Below are 19,537 nucleotides of genomic sequence, written 5' to 3'. Positions count from 1 at the left end.
GGCCATCCCGCCCCGGCTGTGGCGGTGGGACCTTCCCCGACGTGCGTGAAGGCCCCGCCCCTACCTGCCCGCAGGCCTGGCTGGACGCCCCCCAGCCGATACGCGACTGCTCGTGCTCGACATCGGACAACACCCCCGGCGTCATCCGCACCAGGAGGGAAAGACCCGCCCATGACCGACCAGCCCACCCGCTCCGGCGGCGCGACGATCGCGGTCACCGGCGCCACCGGCCGTCTCGGCGGGCGTGTGGCCCGCCGTCTGGCCGCCGCCGGCATCCCGCAGCTGCTGCTGGTGCGCGACCCCGCCCGCGCCCCGCACCTGCCCGGCGCCGCCGTCGCCCGCGCCGGCTACAGCGACCGCGAGGCCGCAGCGGCCGCCCTGCGCGGCGTCGAGACGGTGCTGATGGTCTCGGCCTCGGAAAGCCCCGACCGTCTGGAGCAGCACCGCGCCTTCGTCGACGCCACCGCCGAGGCCGGCGTCGCCCACCTGGTGTACATCTCCTTCTACGGCGCCGCACCGCAGGCCACGTTCACCCTGGCCCGCGACCACTGGGCCACCGAGCAGCACATCCGCGCCACCGGCCTGGCCTTCACCTTCCTGCGTGACAACCTGTACGCCGACTTCATGCCCGCCCTGGTCGGCGACGACGGCGTCATCCGCGGCCCCGCCGCCCTGGGCCGAACCGCGGTCGTGGCCCAGGACGACATCGCCGACGCCGCGGTCGCCGTCCTCACCGACCCGGCCGGGCACACCGGGGCCACCTACGACCTGACCGGCCCACATGCTCTCACCATGGAGGAGATCGCCGCCGTCCTGTCGCAGGCCACTGGCCGCACCATCACCTACCGGCCGGAGACGGTGGAGGAGGCATACCGCTCCCGCGCCGCCTACGGCGCCCCCGCCTGGCAGCTCGACGCGTGGATCTCCACCTACACCGCCGTCGCCGCCGGCGAACTCGACGGCCTCGGCGACGCCGTCCCCCGCCTGACCGGCCATCCGGCCACCCCCCTGGCCGACGTCATCGGCGGGCGGAGCGGGTAACCCGAAAAAGGGACGGACACGTCAAACGACAAGTTCGCAGCTCGGTGCAGTTTCGGGAGTACCGGCCGAACCAGCGGGACGTCGGCGAGGAACACAGAGAGTTGACACTGGGTTATCGCAACCTCACAGTGAAGCCGGCAGACGCTCCCGCCGCGAGGGGATCCCATGAGCGCATCGCACGATGCTGACCGCCGTCTCCAGGCCCTGGAGCTGCTTCGGCGGGAAGGGGTCCACTCCCCCGACGACCTGGCGGGGCTACTGCTGGCCGAGGCCGACCGCACGTGAGCCTCTGAGGAGGACATCCTCTACCGCCGGGCCAGCGGCAAGCCGGTCGGGCTCGCCCAGCCCGCCTCCCCCGCGTTGCCTTGGCGGGCCGGGCGTACGCGGCACCGGCCCACCCAGCTGCCGATACTGCTGGACGACAAACACGAGATCGCACCCGGCGAGGTGGCCGCACTGGACGGCCTCGCGCTGGATTACGTATGGGACGACGCAGCCGCCGAACGCCAGGTCCTTCGCGCCTTCTCCGTAACCCAGGAAGCGCTGGACTACATGCGCGCCCAGCCCGTGCGGACCGCGTCCCCCGGCACCGGCACCCACTCCGCTATCCCGCCACCTACGGTTTGCCACCTGGATCCAAGCTGCACGTGCAGCCCTTCCAGAGCATCGCCGATCTGGGAGCCAAGGGGTTCAACGATCGCATCTCGGCTGTGAACCACCACTACTTCGCGTTCTAATGGTCGTTGGTGAGGATCGGCCGATCCTTGGGATCGGTCGCCGGGGTCGGCGACGCCCGCGACGTCGGTGCCCCCAGCACGTGAGGAGGCGACATCCGCAGGTGGGCGCTGTTCGACGATGTCCGACCATCGATCTCAGGGAGCCGCACCAGGCGGGCGGGCGGCCGTAGCGGGGCGGAGAGATCGGCCGCATCGCCGGACCGCCGTACCGTGAAGAAGTGACCACCGTGCCTTCTCATCAGAGGTCCGCGGCTCTGGCGCCGTTCGTGGCGGGCTGCCCTCGTCCACGATGTCGATCACGATCCCGGAGGCGGACTCATTGGAGATCGCATGGCTCGGGCGGCCCGGCTCGCGGGAACGATTCCGGGCCGTCGTCGCCGGGCTTCACCTGAAGGCAGCCGAGCTGAGGCAGGAAGGCGGCACGCGCGGCGTGTGGCGGTCAGCCTGGCGGCAGTGGCTGCGGCGTCGGGATTCGCCGACCAGGCGCACCTCACCCGGGAATGGCGGGCCATCGCCGGGTGCACGCCGACCGAGTGGTTACGCGCCGAAGGCCTGACCGCGCGGGGCCCATCAGCCCACGACAGCCGCCAGGCCATGAGGGTGCGTCCAGATGAAGCGGCCGGTACCGTCGCCCCGAACGGGGCGGCTTTGACAGGGCGGCGGGAGTGCTCGCCCACCGGCGACCACCAGAGACCTCGAGTCTGCCCGAACAGCCGACCCGACGGCTCCCATCAGGCGGCCTTGAGCACGGTGGCCAGGTCGTCGGGGATGGGCATGGGCCGGGTGAGGCCGGCGCGGGCGCGGCCGGTGTTGCCCTCGGGGTAGCGGCCCAGCGCCGAGCCGGGCGCCGCGACGATGATGCGCACAACCTGGCCCAGGGCCTCGCGGCGGTCGCGCTGGGCCACGGCGAGGGCGAACATCGCGAGGTGGTTGGCGGTGTGCGGCCACGGCCAGGGCTGGGAAAGGATGTGGGCGCGCTCCAGGTGCCGCCAGCGGGTCCGCGCCTGCGTGGCGGCGCGGGCGGCGCGCATCTCGGCCTGGTAGGCGACGCGCACGTGTTCAGGCATCCGGCCGATCATCATGCCTCCTGACCATCGTGTCGATGCTGACGGTGGCGGGGGCGTCGGCCTGGCAGCAGCCGTCGGCGCGGTCCTTCCCGCTCGCCGTGGCGCTCTGGCCCGCCTCACCGGTGGGGGCGCAGCAGGCGTCCCCGCGCCAGGCTTCGCGGCCTTCCTTGACCGCGACGGCGGCGATGACCAGGGCGGCGATCGGGTCGGCCCAGGACCAGCCGAACAGGCTGTTGAGCGCCAGGCCCACCAGCAGCACGCCGGACAGGTAGGTGCACAGCAGCGTCTGCTTGGAGTCGGCCACCGCCGAGGCGGAGCCCAGCTCGCGGCCCGCGCGACGCTGTGCGTACGACAGGAACGGCATGATGACCAGGCTCAGGGCGGCCAAGGTCAGGCCAGGGGTGGAGTGCTCGGCCTCGCCGGCGCCGAGCAGGGCGCGGACGGCGTCGAAGGTGACGTAGGCGGCCAGGGCGAAGAACGAGATCGCGATGACGCGCAGCGCGGTCTTCTCGCGGCCTTCGTGGTCGGCGGCGGAGAACTGCCAGGCCACCGCCGCGGCGGAGGCGACCTCGACGATCGAGTCGAGGCCGAACCCGATCAGCGCCGCGGAGGAGGCGGCGGTGCCGGCGGTGATGGCCACGGCCGCTTCGACCACGTTGTAGGTGATGGTGGCGGCGACCAGCAGCCGGATGCGGCGCTGCAGTAAGACCCGCCGCTCCGGGGCGGGCAGGTTCAGCGTGGTCATGACACGCCCTCTGCTTCGATCGCGCCTGCCTGCTCGGCGAGGCGTCCGAGATCGTGGTCGATCTCGGCCCGCAGAGCGCCGTGCGCGTCGGCCGGGCCCTGCCGGGTGCCGGACCGGGTGCCGTGGACGGGGCACAGCATCACGGCGTGGCCGGTGACGGCCAGCAGGTGCTCGGCCGAGGCCAGCAGGTCCATCAGCTCGGGCCGGGCCAGGGAGTAGAAGGACTGGCGGCCTTCGGCGCGATAGTCGACCAGGTCGCAGTCGCGCAGGCAGGCCAGGTGTTTGGACACCGTTGACTGGGCCAGCCCCAGCTCTGCGGTGAGGTCCACCACCCGGGCCTCACCGCGGGCGAGCCGTTGCACGATGCGCAGCCGGCTCTCGTCGGCCAGGGAGTGGAACAGCGCTGCCGCCGGGGAGACACCGGTCGCGATGTCGGCACTGACACACCGGCCACCATCAGAATCAATCGCCATATGACGATGATATCCCGATTTGCTTATGTATTGGGGAGAGGGTGCGCTACGCTCGGCGTTGACATCACGTCACGACGGTCGCAGACGTGGCGGCGCTCAACGCCGAATCGCCCAGCCCGGCGCCCAGGTCCCGGCGGCGTCGTGACCGGCGGCCGCGGCGGCGAGGTGGGCGCGCAGGGTGGCCAGCGCCGGGTGGAGGTTGTCGCGACGCCACAGGAGCGAGTGCGGGTAGACGGGCGTCGGGTCGGTCACCGGGATGCGGCGCAGGCCGTGGTCGGCGGGCCAGACCAGGCGGGTCTGCTCGCTCATGAAGGTGGCCAGGGCCGGGGTGTCGGCGATGGTGTCGAGGAGCGCGTCGGAGCCGAAGTTGGGGCCGGTCGCCTCGATGGTGAGGCCGAACTCGGCGACGAGATCGGCGTAGTAGGCGGCCCACTCGGTGCCGGGGACGATGCCGGGCATCCAGATCCGGTGCCCGGCGAGCTGGGCGACGGTCACCGACCGGGCGCCGGCCAGCGCGTGGGCGGGGCCGATGAGGAGCTGGAGCGGCTCGTCGAGCACCCAGGCGGACTCGACGTCCTCGGGAAGGGGCCGGCCGGGCACGACGACGGCGCGGAAGGAGGCGTCGATCGCACCGGACCGAACGGCGGCGACGGCCGTCTCGATGTCGAACAGCATCACCACGTCGAGCTCGATCTCGGGGTGCGCGCGGTGGAAGCCGCGCATCAGGCCCGACGCCGCGCTGCGCGAGGCGATCACGTCGACGCGCAGCGGACGGCTGCCGGGGAGCACGGACGCGACCGCCCGCTCGGCGACGCGCAGCAGCTCGCGCGCGTGGGGCAGGAAGGCCTGCCCGTCGATGGTGAGCCGGGCCCCGCGCGCAGCGCGAGTGAACAGCCGCACGGCGAGGTCCCTCTCCAGCCCGGCGATGCGCTTGGAGACGGCCTGCTGGGTGATCGACAGGTCTGCGGCGGCGTGCTGGAACTGGCCGGTGTCCACGACGGCGACGAACGTGCGCACAGCATCGAGATCCACACTGGCCGACCTTAGTGCACAACTCGTGGTTGTGTGACTTCGGTCGGCTGGTTGTTTGACCCGCCTGCTGGCTGCGCGTTTTGATCTCTCGAATCAACGGGTGGTTGTTTCCTAGAGATGGCGGGGTACGGGGTGGGAAGGTCGCTGGGGCGGCGGTTCAGGTGGTTCTGGGCCGCCTATGCGGTCAGCACGTTCGGCACGAGGTTCGCCTTCGACGCGTTCGCCCTGATCGCGATTCTCGCTCTGGACGCAGGGCCCACCGAGGTGTCGGTACTGGCCGCCGCGGGGCTCGCGGTCGGGGCTGTGGTCGCGGTGCCGCTCGGGCCGTGGGTGGAGTTCCGGCGCAAGCGGCCGGTGATGATCGCGATGGACCTGATCCGGTTCGCGGCGCTGTCGAGCGTTCCCGCCGCCTACGTGCTCGGCCGGCTGAGCCTCGCTCAGCTCCTGGTCGTCGCGGTCGTTGTCGGCGCGGCCGACATCGCCTTCACCGCCGCGAGCGGAGCATGCCTGAAGGCGCTCGTCCGGTCCGAGGACCTGCTCGTCGCGAACGGGCGGCTCGAGGCCACGACCTGGACCGCCACCGCGCTCGGGCCGCCGCTCGGTACCGCCGCGCTCGGGCTGGTGGGCCCGGTGACGAGCGTGGCGGCCAACGCGGTCGGCTTCCTCCTCTCGGCCGCGGGGATCCGCGCCATCGGCGGGCGGGAGCCACGTCCCGCGCGAACCGCCGCACCGCCCCGGCCTGGAGCCGGCGACCTGCTGGAGGGGTGGCGGTACATCCTCGCCAGCCCGGCGCTGCGCCCGTTGTTCTTCAACACCGTCCTGGTCAACGGCCTGATCATGGCAGTCTCACCGTTGCTCGCCGCCCTCATGCTCGGCGACCTCGGGTTCGCCCCCTGGCAGTACGGCCTCGCCTTCGGAGCACCCTGCGTCGGCGGTCTCATCGGCTCGCGACTGGCCCGCCCGCTCCTGGCGCGGTTCGGGCAGCACAAGGTCATGCTCACCGCCGGGACGCTGCGCGCGTGCTGGCCGCTCGGATTGGCCTTCATCGGCCCCGGCCCCGCCGGACTTCTCCTCGTCATCGCCGTCGAACTCGGGCTGATCACCTGCATGGGCGTGTTCAACCCGGTATTCGCCACCTACCGGCTCGAACAGCTTCCGTCGGACCGGATCGCCCGCACACTGTCCGCCTGGTCGATCACCGGTAAGGCCACCATCGCGGCCATGACCGGACTGTGGGGCCTGCTGGCCGGCCTCACCGGCCCCCGCACCGCGATCGCGATCGCCGGTCTCCTGCTTCTGGCGACCTCGCTCCTCCTGCCTCGGCACGACCGCACATCCCAACTCAAGAACGCCGGCCAGGCGCCAGAGGCTCCCAGCCCGAAGTAGCGGGGCGGTGCGTGCCGACCTGCTGTGATCCAGCGCGCGGCGACGGGCGAGCGGATCGTTTTCGGCGGTGACGCGGGCGGCGGCAAGGAGTGCAGGGACGATGGAGCACGACGGGCCGAAGCCGCCGTTCCGCCGCACCGAGCACGGTCCGGATCCCGGCGTGGGTCGCCGGTCAGCCGCGTGCGTCGAGCGGGACGTGCAGCGAGAGGTGCGAGGACAGGGCGCGGAGGAAGTCCGGGGCGTCGAAGACCGCGCCCGCGGAGGCGACGCCGGTGATCCTGGTCCGGCCGGTGCGGATGCGGTCGACGGCCTCCACCGCGAGCGGCGCGCTGATGGCGTAGATGTCCTGACCGGCGGCGGCCAGGCGGCGTTCCGTGCCGCCGGAACGGACCAGGACGTCGACGAGGAAGGTCTGCGCGGAGCGGCCGCGCTCGTCGACGGCGGCCGGTGCCGAGGCGCCGGGAGCGGACAGGTCCGCGGCCGCCTCGGCGGTCATGTAGGTACGCACCTCCGGGACGGCCAGGTGGCTGGGAACGGTGACGACGTCGGCCATGGTGAACTCTCCGATGACGCTCCGGGGGCCGAGCGGAGCCGGGAAGGGCCACTCCAGGATCGGCAGAGCGTCGTCGTGGTACTCCAGCCGTCCGCCGGTGTAGCGGACACGGCGGCCACCCCGTCGCCGCCCCGAGACCACGCCCGAGGCGAGCGTCCCGGCGGTGGGATGCCAACTGCTCAGGCCGTAGGCGATGTGCGCCTCGTCGGCCGCCGTCCAGTCGCCCATCGCGGTGGTGACCAACAGGTCGCCGAGGCCGCCGTAGAAGGCCATCGCCGGGACCACCACGGTGCCCGCGGCGCGGGCGCGCTCCGCGAAGTGCGCGAACGTGTCAAGGTTCGCCTCGATCTCGGCCGCCACGTCGACATACGGGATGCCGGCGCGCAGCGCCGCCTCGACCAGCGGGGCGACGGTCGCGGCGAAGGGCCCGGCGCAGTTGATCACAGCGATCGCGCCGTTCAGCGCGCGATCGAGCGAGGCCGGATCGTCGACCGACGCCTGCCGCGCCTCGAGCCCCGGTTGGGCCTGCGCCAGCGCCAGCAGCTTGTCCTGGTCGCGGCCGAGGAGCAGCGGAACGTATCCGCGCTCGCGCAACTCCGCGACCACGAACCGCCCGGTATGCCCGTAAGCGCCGAACACCGCCACGTTTCGATCCGATTCCATGCCTGCTCCCGCGTGCTCGAAGTGATCCACTGCGGAAATCCTGTCCTCGTCGGCCCATCGGGGCCAGTGTCTGAAATGACATGACCCGTACAATTCCCGACATGAGTTCTGTCTCGCGTTCCGTCGCGGTCGCCGCTAGCGACGGGATGCTGCACTTCGAGCTGGCCCTGGCCTACGAGGTCTTCGGCTCCGCCCCGGCCACGCTGCCAGGCCCCTGGTACGACGTCAGGGTGTGCGGCACGCACGCCGTCCGGGTCGGCCGGTTCCTGCTGGAGCCGGACTGCGGCCTCGACCGGCTGGCGCACGCCGACACCGTGATCGTCCCCGCCTTGGCGGACGTCGACGAGGACCCGCCGGCCGACCTGGTCGAGGCGGTGCGCGCGGCCCACGAGTCGGGCGCGCGGGTGGTCTCCCTGTGCACGGGCGTGTTCGTGCTCGCCGCCGCCGGCCTGCTGGACGGGCTACGCGCGACCACGCACTGGGCCCACACCGAGGAACTGGCCGCGCGCCATCCCCGGGTGAAGGTCGATCCGGACGTGCTCTACGTCGACAACGGCAGCGTGCTCACGTCCGCGGGCAAGGCCGCGGCGATGGACCTGTGCCTGCATCTGGTCCGCCGCGACCACGGCTCGGCGATCGCCAACGTGGTCGCCCGCCGCCTGGTCGTGCCGCCTCACCGGGCCGGTGGCCAGGCCCAGTTCGTCACCACACCGGTGCCCGCCCAGGACGGCCATCCCCTGACCGAGCTGCTCCCCTGGGTGATGCGGCGGCTGGACCAGCCGCTCACCGTGGAGGACCTGGCCCGCCAGGCGAACATGAGCTCGCGCCACCTGACCCGCCACTTCCGCTCGGCGACCGGTACCACCCCGCTGCAGTGGCTGCTGACGCAGCGGATCCGCCGCGCGCAGGAACTGCTGGAGAGCACGGACGACAGCGTCGACGCCATCGCCTCGGCCGCGGGCATGGGCACGGCGACGACACTGCGCCGCCACTTCCACCGCACGATCGGCGTACCACCGGACACCTACCGTCGCACGTTCCGGGCATGAGGCCGCGGCCCTTTCCCGGTCAGCCGCTGAGGGTGATCGGGCCGGTGGCCACCGAGGGAGGACTCATCGCGACATCTGTGATCGCGTTCAGTCCCTGGACGACCGCGCTCGTCTGGTTCGCGGGCACGTAGGTGACACGGCTGTGCGGGGAGGTGAGGATGGCGTGCTCGCGGACCGGCATGCCCCCCGTTGGTCTTGGGAGCGGCCCAGGTCACCGGGTAGCGGCTCCTGCAACGCGGGCATCAGGATCGGCGACGGCGTCGTCGTCGACGGCCGGCTCGAGCTCACCCCTCGCGGAGTCATCACCAGCCCATGCCCCCGACCCGGGAGACATTCCCTGACCGCGCCCGGGGCCGCCGGGGTCTCGGCCGCCGGCCGGAACCGAGGTGTGGACGCGAGGTCAGCCGGGACCCGGACCGTACAGCACGGCCAGGTCGGCGACGGTGGCGGCCATCCGCTCGCGCAGCTCGGGCGGCTCCAGCACCTCGATGTCCGCGCCCAGGCGCAGCAGCAGCCAGTGGGCGTGCCTGACAGACTCGGTCGGCAGGCGCAGCACCACCCAGCCGCGTTCGTCGGGCGGGCCCGCGGCGGCGAGCGCGGCGTCGGCGACCTCGGCGCCCACCGTGTACCGCAGCATCTTCTCGGTGCCGGGCGCCATCCGCACCAGTGCCTCACCGGTGTACATCCGCTCGCGGAAGTCGGCCGTATAGCGCTGCCAGAACCTGGGCAGGTCGAAGTCGGCGGGGCGCTCGAAACGCCCCGCCAGGAGTTCGGCGCTCACGATCCGCGCCACCTTGTAGGTACGCGGCCCTCCCTCACCGGCGACGGCCACCATGTACCACGACCCGCCCTTGAGGACCAGGCCGTACGGGTGTGCCAGGCGCTCGACGTCGCGAGGTCCCCAGCGGCGATAGGTCATGCGCAGCGGGCGCTGCTCCCACACCGCCTCGGCGACCTCCCCCAGGAAAGGGGTCGCGTCGGCGTCGCGATACCAGCCGGGCACGTCCAGGTGGAAGCGCTCGCGCATCCTGGCGGCATGGAAGCGCGGCTCGGGGGGCAGCGCGGCGAGCATCTTCAGCTCGGCGTTCGCCGCCACCTCGGCCAGTCCCAGTTCGGCGGCGGGGCCGGGCAGCGCCGCCAGGAACAGTGAGGAGGCCTCCTCGGCGGTCAGGCCGTTGAGGCGGGTGCGGTAGCCGTCCAGCAGGCGGTATCCACCGGCGGGCCCGCGGTCGGCGTAGACCGGCACCCCTGCCGACGACAGCGCCTCGACATCGCGGTAGACCGTGCGGACGGAGACCTCCAGCTCCCTGGCCAGCTCGGTGGCCGTCAACTGCCCCCGCGTCTGCAGGAGCAGCAGGAGGGAGAGCAGACGACTCGCGCGCATGGCGGCCATTGTTCCGCACATTTGCCAATCTCACACACACCATGTTCAAATGAACACGTGGAAGGTAACAATCGCATTCGCGCGATCATGTCGGCGCTACGCGCCAGCGACGCCGTCTCCGTCGCGGAGCTAGCGGTCGAACACGCCGTCTCGGAGATGACCATCCGCCGCGACCTCGACGAGCTCGCCCAGCAGGGCGTGGTCAGGCGGGTCCGCGGCGGCGCGGTGAGTCTGCTGCTACGCGGGGAGGAACCGCCCTTCGTGGTCCGCGAACGCGAGGCGGTGGAGGCCAAGCGGCGGATCGCGAGCGAGGTCGCGGCCCTGCTCGCCGACGGCGAGGCCGTGCTGCTCGACAGCGGCACCACTTCCCTGGAGATCGCCCGCGCCATCCGTGACCGCCGCCTGACGGTCCTGCCGCTCTGCCTGCAGGTGACCGCCGAGCTCAGCACCGCCCCCCGGATCCGCCTGGTGCTGCCCGGCGGGGAGGTCCGCCCCGGTGAGCTGAGCCTCACCGGCCCGCTGACCGAGAACGCCATCCGCTCCCTGCGCTTCGACACCGCGGTCATCGGTTGCTGCGGCCTGTCCGCCGAACACGGCCTCACCGCCCACGACCTGTCCGACGTCGCCGTCAAGCAGGCCGCGATCGCCTCCGCCCGGCGCGTGGTCGCGGCCACCGACTCCGGCAAGTTCACCCGCACCGCGTTCGGCGCGGTCTGCCCGCTGGACCGTCTCGACATGGTCGTCACCGACACCGCGCTCCCCCCCGCCGAGCACGACGCCATGATCGCGGCAGGCGTCGCCGTCCGCGCCGTCTGACCCGCCCGGCCGGAGCCCCTGCCGCACGGCCCGAACCGCCCGACCTGATCCGCACCACTTGACTGGAGCCCTCCCCCATGCGCGTCACCCCCCTCGACCGGACCGCGCTGCTGCGCGGCCGGGTGGCCGTCTACCTGCTCTTCCTGCTCTCAGGCATGGCCATCGGCACCTGGACGGCACGCATCCCATCGATCAAGCAGGGACTGGGACTGAGCGAGGGCGAACTCAGCGTCGCGCTGCTCGGCATCGCCGCCGGGGCGATCGCCGGCATGCAGGTGGTCGGCCACCTGGTCGACCGCTACGGCAGCGTCAAGGTGATGCTGCCGATGGCCTTCGCCCAGAGCGTGGTGCTGGTCCTGCCCGCCCATATGCCGAACCTGGCCGGCCTCGCCATCGCGCTGTTCGTCTTCGGCGCGGCGCACGGCACCCTGGACGTCGCGATGAACGCGAACGCCGTCGAGGTCGAGCAGGCCACGGGCCGGCCGATCATGTCGTCCTTCCACGCGGTGTTCAGCATCGGCGGGTTTCTCGGCGCCACCACCGGAGGACTGCTCGCCCAGGCTTCGTTCAGCCCGGGAGCCACGTTCGCCGCGGTCGCCGCGGTGATCGCCGCGCTCGCGCTCTGGGCGGCCCGCTGGGCGCTCCCCCTGACCGCACAGGCCGTCCCCTCGGGAACGGAGCCGGCGTCCGGCAGAGGTGAAGGGGTGATGCTGCTGGGTGTCCTGGCCTTCTGCTGCATGATCGGAGAAGGCGCCGCGGCCGACTGGAGTTCCGTCTACCTGAACGAGAGCCTCGGCAGCTCCGACGGGTTCGCCGCGGCCGCCTACGCCGCCTTCTCGGTCATGATGACCGCCGGCCGGTTCGCCGGCGACAGGCTGGCCGCCTGGCTGGGACCGGTGAACCTGGTACGCGCATGCGGTGCGCTGGCCGCCTCCGGACTCGGCCTGGCTCTGCTGGCCGACCATCAGGTCGCCGCGGTGATCGGTTTCGGCTGCTTCGGGGCGGGCCTGTCCTGCATCGTTCCCCAGGTCTTCTCCGCGGCCGGCCGGCGCGACCCGGCTCGCGCCGGACAGGCGCTGGCCCGGGTGTCGAGCCTGGGCTACGCGGGATTCCTCACCGGACCCGTGCTGATTGGGGGTGCCGCCGAGCTGATGGGCCTGCCTCTTGCGTTGGCGATCCCCGCCCTGCTGGCCTTTCTTGTCGCTTTGGCCGCGGGAGCGCTCAGAGCCACGCCCTTTACAAAGTAGATCAAAATAGCGGGCGGGTCCCGCGCCAGGCCACCGGGACACGGCGTCGCCGACCGGCCGAGCGAGATACGGCCGGTCGGCGACGCCGTGTCCCGGGCCTTCGAAGGGGATCAGGCCTGGCGGAGCCAGACGGCGGTGTCGGAGGGGAGCCTGTCCCCCTCCAGCGGGCCGCTGGCCAGCAGGACCGACTCGTGCTCCGGCAGGGAGACCGACTCCGCGCCGAGGTTGACCACGCAGATCAGGCCCGACTCCCGGCGGAAGGCCAACACCCCCTCCCCCGCCTCCAGCCAGGCCAGCGTGCCGTCACCGAGCAGCTCACGACGGAGACGCAGCCCGGTGCGGTAGAGGGTGAACATGGACGCCGGGTCGGCGGCCTGCACCTCGGCCGTCAGCGCCTTCCACTCCGGCGGCTGCGGCAGCCACGGCTGCCCCGCACCGAACCCGAACGGCGGTTCGTCACCCGACCAGGGCAGCGGCACCCGGCAGCCGTCACGGCCGGGATCGGTGTGGCCGGAACGGGCCCAGATCGGGTCCTGGCGCCGCTCATCCGGCAGGTCCTCCACCTCCGGCAGCCCCAGTTCCTCACCCTGGTAGACGTAGAGCCCGCCGGGAAGCGCCATCGCCAGCAGCGCGGCCGCGCGGGCCCGTCGCTCGCCCAGCACCGGATCCGACGGCATGCCGTGCTTGCGGTCGGCGTGGTCGAAGGAGGTGTCGGCCCTGCCGTACTTGGTCACCGGGCGGGTCACGTCGTGGTTGGACAACACCCAGGTGGGGGGCGCGCCCAGCGGGATGTGCGTGGCCAGGGTCTCCTCGATCGACCGGCGCAGCGCGGCGGCGTCCCAGGCGCACGCCAGGAAGTCGAAGTTGAACGCGGTGTGCATCTCGTCGGGGCGCAGGTAGAGCGCGAAGCGCTCCTGGTCGGGCAGCCACACCTCGCCGATCAGGATCCGATCGTCGTACTCCTCGGCCACCCGGCGCCAGCCCCGGTAGATGTCGTGCACGCCGTCGAGGTCGGTGTACGCCTCCTCCCCTCCCTCGCTGTCCATCTCCTTGACCAGCAGGGCGGCCGAGTCGATCCGGATGCCGTCCACCCCCCGGTCGAACCAGAAGCGCAGCACGTCGTGGAACTCCTCGACGACCTCGGGGTTGGCCCAGTTGAAGTCGGGCTGCTCGGGGGCGAACAGGTGCAGGTACCACTGACCGTCGGCGACCCGGGTCCACGCGGGACCGCCGAAGATCGACTGCCAGTCGTTGGGCGGCAGCTCACCACTCGCCCCCCGGCCCTCGCGAAACAGGAAGCGTTCGCGCTCGGGCGACCCGGGCCCGGCCTCCAGTGCCCGCACGAACCACTTCTGCTGGTCGGAGCCGTGGTTGGGGACGATGTCGGTGATCGTTTTGATACCCAGGGCGTGCGCCTCGGCGATGAACTCCTCCGCCTCGGCGAGCGTGCCGAACGATGGCTCGATGTCCCGGTAGTCGGCCACGTCGTACCCGCCGTCGGCCATCGGCGAGGGGTACCAGGGATTGAGCCAGATCGCACCGATGCCCAGGTCGGAGAGGTATGGCAGGCGGGTGCGAAGCCCCGCGAGGTCGCCGACCCCGTCGCCGTTGCCGTCGGCGAAGCTCCGGAGGTAGACCTGGTAGATCGCGGCTCCCCGCCACCATGCTTCGGGGTCCGGGGTCGCTCCCGGGAAGGTGCTGCCGGACATGCTGGAACAACTCCTTGCGGTTGAAAGTGGGTAACGAGGTCAGCCCTTGAGACTGCCGGCCGTGAGGCCGGCCATGATGCTGCGTTGGAAGATGAAGAAGACCACCATGGTCGGGATACTCGCGATCACCAATGAGGCGATCAGCACGTTCTGCGGCATCTGCGCCGAGAGCGAGGCGATGCCCACACTGATCGTCATCTTGTCCCCGTCCGGCAGCACGAGCAGCGGCCAGACGAAATCCTTCCAGACGTTGACCACCGAGAGAATGGACACCACTCCGAGGATCGGCCGGGAGACGGGCAGCACGATCGACCACAGGATGCGGGCCGGAGAGGCGCCGTCGATCTGGGCGGCCTCCAGCAACTCCCGGGGTATCGAGTCGAAGAACCGCTTGAGCAGGAAGATGAAGAACCCGTTGGCCGCCGCGGGCAACCAGATCACCCACGGGGTGTTCAGCAGGTCCCAGCCGAAGATCGGCATGTCCTTGACCGTCAGGTAGGCGGGCAGCAGGATGACCATCGGCGGGATCATGAGCGTGGCCAGCATCAGCGCCAGGACCACGTTGCCCAGCACCGGCCGCAGCTTGGACAGCGCGTAGGCGGCCGAGACGTCGATGGCCAGCGTGAACAGCCAGGCGCCGCCGGCGTAGACGACGGTGTTGGTGAGGAAGAGTCCCAGGTCGAGCTGGTCCCACGCCTCGGCGTACACCCCGAAGTCGAAGGAGCCGGGAAAGAAACTCGGCGGGATCTGTGCCAGTTCCTCGGGGGTCTTCAGCGCGCCGGTGACCATCCAGTAGAGCGGGAACACGAACACGGCGGTGAAGATTGCCACCACCAGGGTCAGCGTGATCCGGTAGACCAGCCGCCCGCGCGGGGTGTTGAGCGTGTGCGGGGAGACCAGGCTGCGAAACTCCCTGGGCGCCTCCCTGGCCGCACGCGTCCGCCCGGCCTTCTTCCCCGAGCCCCGCTCCGGCGGCCGGGCGGGGGCGGGGCGAGGTGGGTGGACTGTGAGGTTCGACATCGGCTCGGCTCCTCCCTAGCTCTGGTTGTCCCGCGACAGGCGCAGGTAGAAGGCGGAGAACACCATCAGCACGACCATGAGCATCAGCCCGAGCGCGCCTCCGGCGCCGAAGTCGCCGAAGTTGAAGGCGTACTGGTACATGAGGTAGGCGACGGTGAGCGTCGCGTTCTCCGGGCCGCCGCCGGTGAGCAGGTACGGCTCGATGAAGACCTGCATGGTCGCCACGATCTGCAGCAGCAGCATCACCAGCAGGATCAGCCTGGTCTGCGGGATCGTGACGTGCCAGACCCTCTTGAAGAGCCCGGCACCGTCCAGTTCGGCGGCCTCGTACAGCTCACTCGGGATGCTCTGCAGCGCGGCGAGGTAGATCAGCGTGCCGGTTCCCAGGTTCATCCAGGTGGAGACGATCACGAGGGAGATCAGCGCGGTGTCCGTGGAGTCCAGCCAGCTCAGGGCCGGCAGGCGCGCCAGCTCCAGGATCTGGTTGAACAGTCCGGCGCCCGGGTCGTAGAACCACTTGAACAGCAGCACCCCGACGGCCGGCGGCAGCATCACCGGAAGGTAGACGATGAACCTCAGGTAGGCCCGTGCGTGTCGCAGCTCGTTGAGGACGATCGCCGCCACGAAGGGGATGACGTAGCCGAACACGAGTGCCAGGCCGGTGAAGGCGAGGGTGTTGAGCCACGCGTCGGCGAACGCCGAGTCCTCCGTCACGGTGCGGAAGTTCTCCAGGCCGACCCAGGTGGGCTCGTCGACGAAGTTCGTCTGCTGGAAGCTGAGCAGAACCTCCCGCACCATGGGGTACCAGGAGAAGAAGGCGAAGCAGATCAGCGCCGCGCAGAGGAACCCGTAGGCGGTCAGGTTGCGTTGCAGCCCACGCCGGAACGCCCCCGGTCCCCGCCGCCGTGCACCTTTCACGGTCATTGTGGTCATCGGTCGACTCCCGATTTCGACATGAATGCCGGGGTGCCGGCCGACGGACCGGCACCCCGGGAGGGCAGAAGATCAGCTCGACTTCGCCAGCACCTTGTTGGCCTTGGCCTCGGCGTCGGCCAGGAGCTTGTCGATGTCGGCGTCCTGCCTGGTCAGCACCGCCGACATGGGGACATCGAGGATCGCGTAGAGCTCCTGGGACTTCGGCGGCTCCAGCTTGTTCTGGATGGTCGCCGACCCCTCCACGAAGGGGGTGAAGTTCTCCACCGGCACCGTGGCGTTCGCCTTGCGCAGCTCGGTGATCTCCTTGCCCGGCGCGGCGTCGCCGTACAGGTCGGGGATCGGCAGGCCGACCGGGCGGCCCTGCTGCTTGCTGCGCGCGTAGTTGAACTGGCCCTGGCCCGGGGTCAGCTCATGGAACTCCAGCCACAGCATGGCGGCCTTGATCTTCTCGGGCGTGGCCTTGGGGTTGATCATGTAGCCGTCGCCGCCGTTGAGCGAGGCCCTGGCCTCGGGCAGGGCGGTGACCCCGTAGTCCTCGAACTTGCCCTTGAAGTCGTTGTTGACCGTCTGGACGACATCCGGGGCGCCGATCATCATGCCGAGTTTGCCGCCGCCCATCATCCGCATCAGGTCCTCCCACTGGAGGAGCTGCTTGGCGCCCATGCTGTCGTCGGTCCAGCGCATGGTCTTGAGGTTCTCCAGGACGGCCTTGCCCTCCGGGCTGTTGAACGCCGCGGTCTTGCCGTCGGGGGTGACCATCTCGCCGCCCCGCCCGTAGAGGGAGGCGGCGAAGTGCCAGCCGCCGGTGTTGCCGGCGCTGTACTCACCGAATCCGACATATCCGGCACCAAGTCCGGAGATCTTCTTCGCGGCCTCTCGCACCTCGGCCCAGGTCCTGGGCGGTGCGGCGGGGTCGAGACCCGCCTGGGTGAACAGCTTGCGGTTGTAGACCAGGCCCATGGAGTAGTTGTTCCTGGGAAGGCCGTAGATCTTGTCGCCTTCCTTGAAGATGCTCATGACGTCGGGCCGCAGGTCGCCCAGCCTGGTGACGCCGCCGACGTACGGGCTGATGTCGGCCGCCTGGCCCGCGGCGATGATCTTCTTGACATCGGTGTAGTAAACGTAGAAGACGTCCTCCATCGTGCCGCCGGCCAGCTTCGCCTGGAAGGTGTCCGGGTTGATGCAGGGGAAGGCGTCCTTGCTGTCGATCGTGATGTTCGGATGCAGTTTCTGGAACGCGGCGACGTCCTCGTCCCAGGCGGTTCGCTCCAGCGGGTTGCTCTTCGGCGGCTGGCAGCCGACGGAGATCGTGACCGGAGCATCGGCCCCAGCGGCGCTCGGACTGGTTTCGGCGGCCTTGGATCCGCTGTCGTCGCTGCCACAACCGGTGGCGGTGAGCGCGATGGCTGCGGCGAGCAGCATCGAGAGCTTGGGGGATTTCATCCGAGGCACTCCTTGGCGGGTCGGTTGCGAGAAACATATAGATACGTGCAGGAAGTAGCAAGACTCCGTCAGTTCAGATGCAAAAAAGTGACAGTGATTGGTCAGCCATCTTGCCGTAACACCTCGCCGCGAACCAAAACCCAACCTGACCTGCGGATATGTCGAGACGGCACAGAATGACGTCATCCAGCTGCAAGAAGATGCTTGATGACGTCGTTTTCTTGTCAGAACTTTCAGAAAGCGGTTGCCTGAAGCCGCACCGCACGGGGAGTTCGGGGGAAGAGCCCAGGCCGCGGGGAGCGGTGCCCGCTCCCCGCGGGGACACGCGTGGACACTCGAAGAAGCGCGCGGGCACGACGTGGCGAGATGGCCGTTTGAGCACATCACACAGTGGAAGCCGTAGCATCGACGGTCCACGAGGGGGAGACGATGACGGAGCGACTGGTGGTGATCGGCGGCGACGCCGCGGGAATGAGTGCCGCCTCCCAGGCCAGGGACCGGCGCGGGCCCGATGACCTGCGGATCGTCGCCCTCGAGAAGGGCGCGCACGCCTCCTACTCGGCCTGCGGGATCCCCTACCTGGTGGGCGGTGAGGTCACCGACGTCGAGTCCCTGGTCAGCCGGCGCCCGGAGGTGTTCCGCGACACGCTGGACATAGATCTGCGGCTGCGCACCGAGGCCGTCGAGATCGACCTCGACCGGCGCGCGGTGGCCGTACGCGACGAGGAGGGCGACCTCGGCTGGGAGCCGTTCGACCAGCTCGTCATCGCCACCGGCGCCGTGCCCGGCCGCCCCGACCTGCCCGGGGCCGGCGCCGGGGGCATCCACGGCGTGCAGACCCTGGACGACGGCATCGCGCTGCTGCGGGCCCTGGAGAGGGGGCCGCGCGAGGCGGTGGTGGTCGGCGGCGGCTACATCGGCCTGGAGATGGCCGAGGCGCTGGTGCGGCGCGGCCTGAAGGTCTCGCTGGTCGACGCCGCCGGCCAGCCGATGAGCACGCTCGACCCGGACATGGGCGCCCTGATCGCCGACGCACTGCGCGACCTGGGCATACGGGTGCACCTCGGCGAGCGCGTCGAGGGATTCGAGGAGTCAGGCGGGCACGTCACCGCGGTCCGCACCGAGAACCTGACCCTGCCGGCGGACCTGGTCGTCCTGGGACTCGGCACCCGGCCCAACAGCGCGCTGGCCGAGGCGGCCGGCATCGAGGTCGGCGAGACCTCGGGAATCAGGACCGACCGGCGGATGCGGACCCCGACGGAGGGCGTCTGGGCCGCCGGCGACTGCGTCGAGACCTTCCACCTGGTCTCCCGGCAGCCCGTCGCGATCGCGCTCGGCACCCACGCCAACAAGCAGGGACGTGTCGCGGGCATCAACATCGGCGGCGGCCACGCCTCCTTCCCGGGGGTCGTCGGCACCGCGGTGTCCAAGATCTGCGAGTACGAGGTGGCGCGGACCGGCCTGACGACCGCGGAGGCGGCACGGGCCGGGTTCGAGCCGGTCGGTGAGATCATGGAGTCCACCACGCGCGCCGGCTACTATCCCGGCGCCCGCCGGATGAAGATCAAAATGATCGCCGACCGGGGGACGGGCCGGCTGCTGGGTGCCCAGATCGTCGGCCAGGAGGGCGCGGCCAAGCGCATCGACGCCCTGGCCATCGCCGTCTGGCACGAGATGACCGTGGAGGAGATCACCGGCCTCGACCTGTCGTACGCTCCCCCGTTCGCCCCCGTGTGGGACCCCGTCCTGATCGCCGCGCGCAAGGCGGCCGAACACCTCGAGCGGCTCGGCCGGAGGGGCTGATCCGCCGGGACGGCCCGGACAGCGCGGCCACAAGAAAAACCAGGTGGATGGTTGGGCCGGATGAGAGCGGGCAAGGGCGAGGAATCCAAGTCCCGATACCGACAAGGAGTAGCAATGCTCACATTGACGGACACCGCAGCCCAGGTAATCCGGGATCTCAGCTCGCAGGTGACGGACTCCCCCGAGACCGGGGTCCGCATCTCGTCCCAGAGCGACGGCACCGGATCGCTCATGCTCTCGATCGCCGAACACCCCGAGTCCGCCGACAGGGTGGTGGAGTCGGCGGGGGCACGGATCTTCCTCGACCCGCAGGTCGTGGACATGCTGGACGACAAGTCCCTGGACGCCGACGTCGACGAGGGCGGCGGCGTCGCGTTTCTCGTCACCGAACAGCCTCACTGACCATCCACCGTAGATCCGGCACGCGTGCCCC

At 70.8% G+C, this 19,537-nt stretch carries 18 protein-coding genes; 7 read left to right on the top strand and 11 right to left on the bottom strand.

Going from position 1 to position 19,537, the window contains the following annotated elements:
- Positions 1-171 precede the first annotated feature (171 nt).
- Positions 172-1,041, top strand: coding sequence for an SDR family oxidoreductase (locus ACFQVD_RS08110; RefSeq protein WP_364152779.1), 870 nt, complete (start codon positions 172-174; stop codon positions 1,039-1,041).
- Between the two features lie 1,468 nt (positions 1,042-2,509).
- Here the strand turns inward: ACFQVD_RS08110 and ACFQVD_RS08105 are convergent.
- From ACFQVD_RS08105 to ACFQVD_RS08090, 4 genes are all read right to left on the bottom strand, one after another.
- Positions 2,510-2,845: a DUF3703 domain-containing protein gene (locus ACFQVD_RS08105; protein WP_343973436.1), complete on the bottom strand. Its 336-nt coding sequence runs from the start codon at positions 2,843-2,845 to the stop codon at positions 2,510-2,512.
- Entirely contained in the window at positions 2,838-3,590 is a 753-nt protein-coding gene (locus tag ACFQVD_RS08100) for a cation transporter (RefSeq protein WP_343973433.1), read from the bottom strand. The genes ACFQVD_RS08105 and ACFQVD_RS08100 overlap by 8 nt, the downstream gene beginning before the upstream one ends.
- Positions 3,587-4,063 carry an ArsR/SmtB family transcription factor gene (locus ACFQVD_RS08095; protein WP_343973430.1) on the bottom strand — a complete coding sequence of 159 codons (477 nt, stop codon included), beginning with the start codon at positions 4,061-4,063 and terminating at the stop codon, positions 3,587-3,589. The genes ACFQVD_RS08100 and ACFQVD_RS08095 overlap by 4 nt, the downstream gene beginning before the upstream one ends.
- Before the next feature lie 96 nt (positions 4,064-4,159).
- Positions 4,160-5,095 (bottom strand): LysR family transcriptional regulator, encoded by a 936-nt coding sequence (locus ACFQVD_RS08090; protein WP_343973427.1) that lies wholly within the window; start codon positions 5,093-5,095, stop codon positions 4,160-4,162.
- Positions 5,096-5,212: 117 nt separating this feature from the next.
- On the opposite strand from ACFQVD_RS08090, the gene ACFQVD_RS08085 reads away from it, so the two are divergent.
- Positions 5,213-6,481, top strand: coding sequence for an MFS transporter (locus tag ACFQVD_RS08085; RefSeq protein WP_343973424.1), 1,269 nt, complete (start codon positions 5,213-5,215; stop codon positions 6,479-6,481).
- Between the two features lie 172 nt (positions 6,482-6,653).
- Here the strand turns inward: ACFQVD_RS08085 and ACFQVD_RS08080 are convergent, their stop codons facing one another.
- Positions 6,654-7,697, bottom strand: a complete 1,044-nt coding sequence (locus ACFQVD_RS08080; protein ID WP_343973421.1) for a saccharopine dehydrogenase family protein — start codon at positions 7,695-7,697, stop codon at positions 6,654-6,656.
- Between the two features lie 101 nt (positions 7,698-7,798).
- Here ACFQVD_RS08080 and ACFQVD_RS08075 point away from each other — a divergent pair, with 101 nt between their 5' ends.
- Positions 7,799-8,746, top strand: coding sequence for a helix-turn-helix domain-containing protein (locus tag ACFQVD_RS08075; protein WP_343973418.1), 948 nt, complete (start codon positions 7,799-7,801; stop codon positions 8,744-8,746).
- 19 nt (positions 8,747-8,765) lie between these two features.
- Here ACFQVD_RS08075 and ACFQVD_RS08070 read toward each other — a convergent pair whose 3' ends face one another.
- Positions 8,766-8,927 carry a hypothetical protein gene (locus ACFQVD_RS08070; RefSeq protein ID WP_343973415.1) on the bottom strand — a complete coding sequence of 54 codons (162 nt, stop codon included), beginning with the start codon at positions 8,925-8,927 and terminating at the stop codon, positions 8,766-8,768.
- A gap of 219 nt (positions 8,928-9,146) precedes the next feature.
- Positions 9,147-10,130: a helix-turn-helix transcriptional regulator gene (locus ACFQVD_RS08065; protein ID WP_343973412.1), complete on the bottom strand. Its 984-nt coding sequence runs from the start codon at positions 10,128-10,130 to the stop codon at positions 9,147-9,149.
- Positions 10,131-10,187: 57 nt separating this feature from the next.
- Here ACFQVD_RS08065 and ACFQVD_RS08060 point away from each other — a divergent pair, with 57 nt between their 5' ends.
- Positions 10,188-10,946 (top strand): DeoR/GlpR family DNA-binding transcription regulator, encoded by a 759-nt coding sequence (locus ACFQVD_RS08060; RefSeq protein ID WP_343973409.1) that lies wholly within the window; start codon positions 10,188-10,190, stop codon positions 10,944-10,946.
- Positions 10,947-11,023: 77 nt separating this feature from the next.
- A complete protein-coding gene (locus ACFQVD_RS08055) occupies positions 11,024-12,193 on the top strand; it encodes an MFS transporter (RefSeq protein ID WP_343973406.1) in 1,170 nt (389 codons plus the stop codon).
- A gap of 110 nt (positions 12,194-12,303) precedes the next feature.
- On the opposite strand, the gene ACFQVD_RS08050 is transcribed toward ACFQVD_RS08055, so the two are convergent.
- From ACFQVD_RS08050 to ACFQVD_RS08035, 4 genes are all read right to left on the bottom strand, one after another.
- Complete coding sequence (locus ACFQVD_RS08050) at positions 12,304-13,902, bottom strand: glycoside hydrolase family 13 protein (RefSeq protein WP_343973402.1); 1,599 nt, start codon at positions 13,900-13,902, stop codon at positions 12,304-12,306.
- A gap of 39 nt (positions 13,903-13,941) precedes the next feature.
- Complete coding sequence (locus ACFQVD_RS08045) at positions 13,942-14,922, bottom strand: carbohydrate ABC transporter permease (RefSeq protein ID WP_343973399.1); 981 nt, start codon at positions 14,920-14,922, stop codon at positions 13,942-13,944.
- Between the two features lie 15 nt (positions 14,923-14,937).
- Positions 14,938-15,855 (bottom strand): carbohydrate ABC transporter permease, encoded by a 918-nt coding sequence (locus tag ACFQVD_RS08040; protein ID WP_343973396.1) that lies wholly within the window; start codon positions 15,853-15,855, stop codon positions 14,938-14,940.
- A 72-nt stretch (positions 15,856-15,927) separates the two neighbouring features.
- The gene (locus ACFQVD_RS08035) at positions 15,928-17,301 is read right to left on the bottom strand and encodes an ABC transporter substrate-binding protein (protein WP_343973393.1); all 1,374 of its coding nucleotides are present in this window, start codon (positions 17,299-17,301) and stop codon (positions 15,928-15,930) included.
- A 429-nt stretch (positions 17,302-17,730) separates the two neighbouring features.
- Here ACFQVD_RS08035 and ACFQVD_RS08030 point away from each other — a divergent pair, with 429 nt between their 5' ends.
- The gene (locus ACFQVD_RS08030; protein ID WP_343973389.1) at positions 17,731-19,104 is read left to right on the top strand and encodes an FAD-dependent oxidoreductase; all 1,374 of its coding nucleotides are present in this window, start codon (positions 17,731-17,733) and stop codon (positions 19,102-19,104) included.
- 114 nt (positions 19,105-19,218) lie between these two features.
- Positions 19,219-19,506 carry a Fe-S cluster assembly protein HesB gene (locus tag ACFQVD_RS08025; RefSeq protein ID WP_343973386.1) on the top strand — a complete coding sequence of 96 codons (288 nt, stop codon included), beginning with the start codon at positions 19,219-19,221 and terminating at the stop codon, positions 19,504-19,506.
- The last annotated feature ends 31 nt before the right edge of the window (positions 19,507-19,537 follow it).

The sequence above is a fragment of the Streptosporangium amethystogenes subsp. fukuiense genome (genome assembly GCF_042665875.1).
In the GTDB taxonomy this organism is placed as follows: domain Bacteria; phylum Actinomycetota; class Actinomycetes; order Streptosporangiales; family Streptosporangiaceae; genus Streptosporangium; species Streptosporangium fukuiense.
Note: the sequence above shows the minus strand (reverse complement) of the source record. Positions and strands in the feature narration are given on the sequence as shown.

Coding starts and splice junctions, on each gene's coding strand:
- ACFQVD_RS08110 (WP_364152779.1), top strand. CDS start 172: ATGACCGACCAGCCCACCCGCTCCGGCGGCGCGACGATCGCGGTCACC.
- ACFQVD_RS08105 (WP_343973436.1), bottom strand. CDS start 2,845: ATGCCTGAACACGTGCGCGTCGCCTACCAGGCCGAGATGCGCGCCGCC.
- ACFQVD_RS08100 (WP_343973433.1), bottom strand. CDS start 3,590: ATGACCACGCTGAACCTGCCCGCCCCGGAGCGGCGGGTCTTACTGCAG.
- ACFQVD_RS08095 (WP_343973430.1), bottom strand. CDS start 4,063: ATGGCGATTGATTCTGATGGTGGCCGGTGTGTCAGTGCCGACATCGCG.
- ACFQVD_RS08085 (WP_343973424.1), top strand. CDS start 5,213: ATGGCGGGGTACGGGGTGGGAAGGTCGCTGGGGCGGCGGTTCAGGTGG.
- ACFQVD_RS08080 (WP_343973421.1), bottom strand. CDS start 7,697: ATGGAATCGGATCGAAACGTGGCGGTGTTCGGCGCTTACGGGCATACC.
- ACFQVD_RS08075 (WP_343973418.1), top strand. CDS start 7,799: ATGAGTTCTGTCTCGCGTTCCGTCGCGGTCGCCGCTAGCGACGGGATG.
- ACFQVD_RS08070 (WP_343973415.1), bottom strand. CDS start 8,927: ATGCCGGTCCGCGAGCACGCCATCCTCACCTCCCCGCACAGCCGTGTC.
- ACFQVD_RS08065 (WP_343973412.1), bottom strand. CDS start 10,130: ATGCGCGCGAGTCGTCTGCTCTCCCTCCTGCTGCTCCTGCAGACGCGG.
- ACFQVD_RS08055 (WP_343973406.1), top strand. CDS start 11,024: ATGCGCGTCACCCCCCTCGACCGGACCGCGCTGCTGCGCGGCCGGGTG.
- ACFQVD_RS08050 (WP_343973402.1), bottom strand. CDS start 13,902: ATGTCCGGCAGCACCTTCCCGGGAGCGACCCCGGACCCCGAAGCATGG.
- ACFQVD_RS08045 (WP_343973399.1), bottom strand. CDS start 14,922: ATGTCGAACCTCACAGTCCACCCACCTCGCCCCGCCCCCGCCCGGCCG.
- ACFQVD_RS08040 (WP_343973396.1), bottom strand. CDS start 15,855: ATGACCACAATGACCGTGAAAGGTGCACGGCGGCGGGGACCGGGGGCG.
- ACFQVD_RS08035 (WP_343973393.1), bottom strand. CDS start 17,301: ATGAAATCCCCCAAGCTCTCGATGCTGCTCGCCGCAGCCATCGCGCTC.
- ACFQVD_RS08030 (WP_343973389.1), top strand. CDS start 17,731: ATGACGGAGCGACTGGTGGTGATCGGCGGCGACGCCGCGGGAATGAGT.
- ACFQVD_RS08025 (WP_343973386.1), top strand. CDS start 19,219: ATGCTCACATTGACGGACACCGCAGCCCAGGTAATCCGGGATCTCAGC.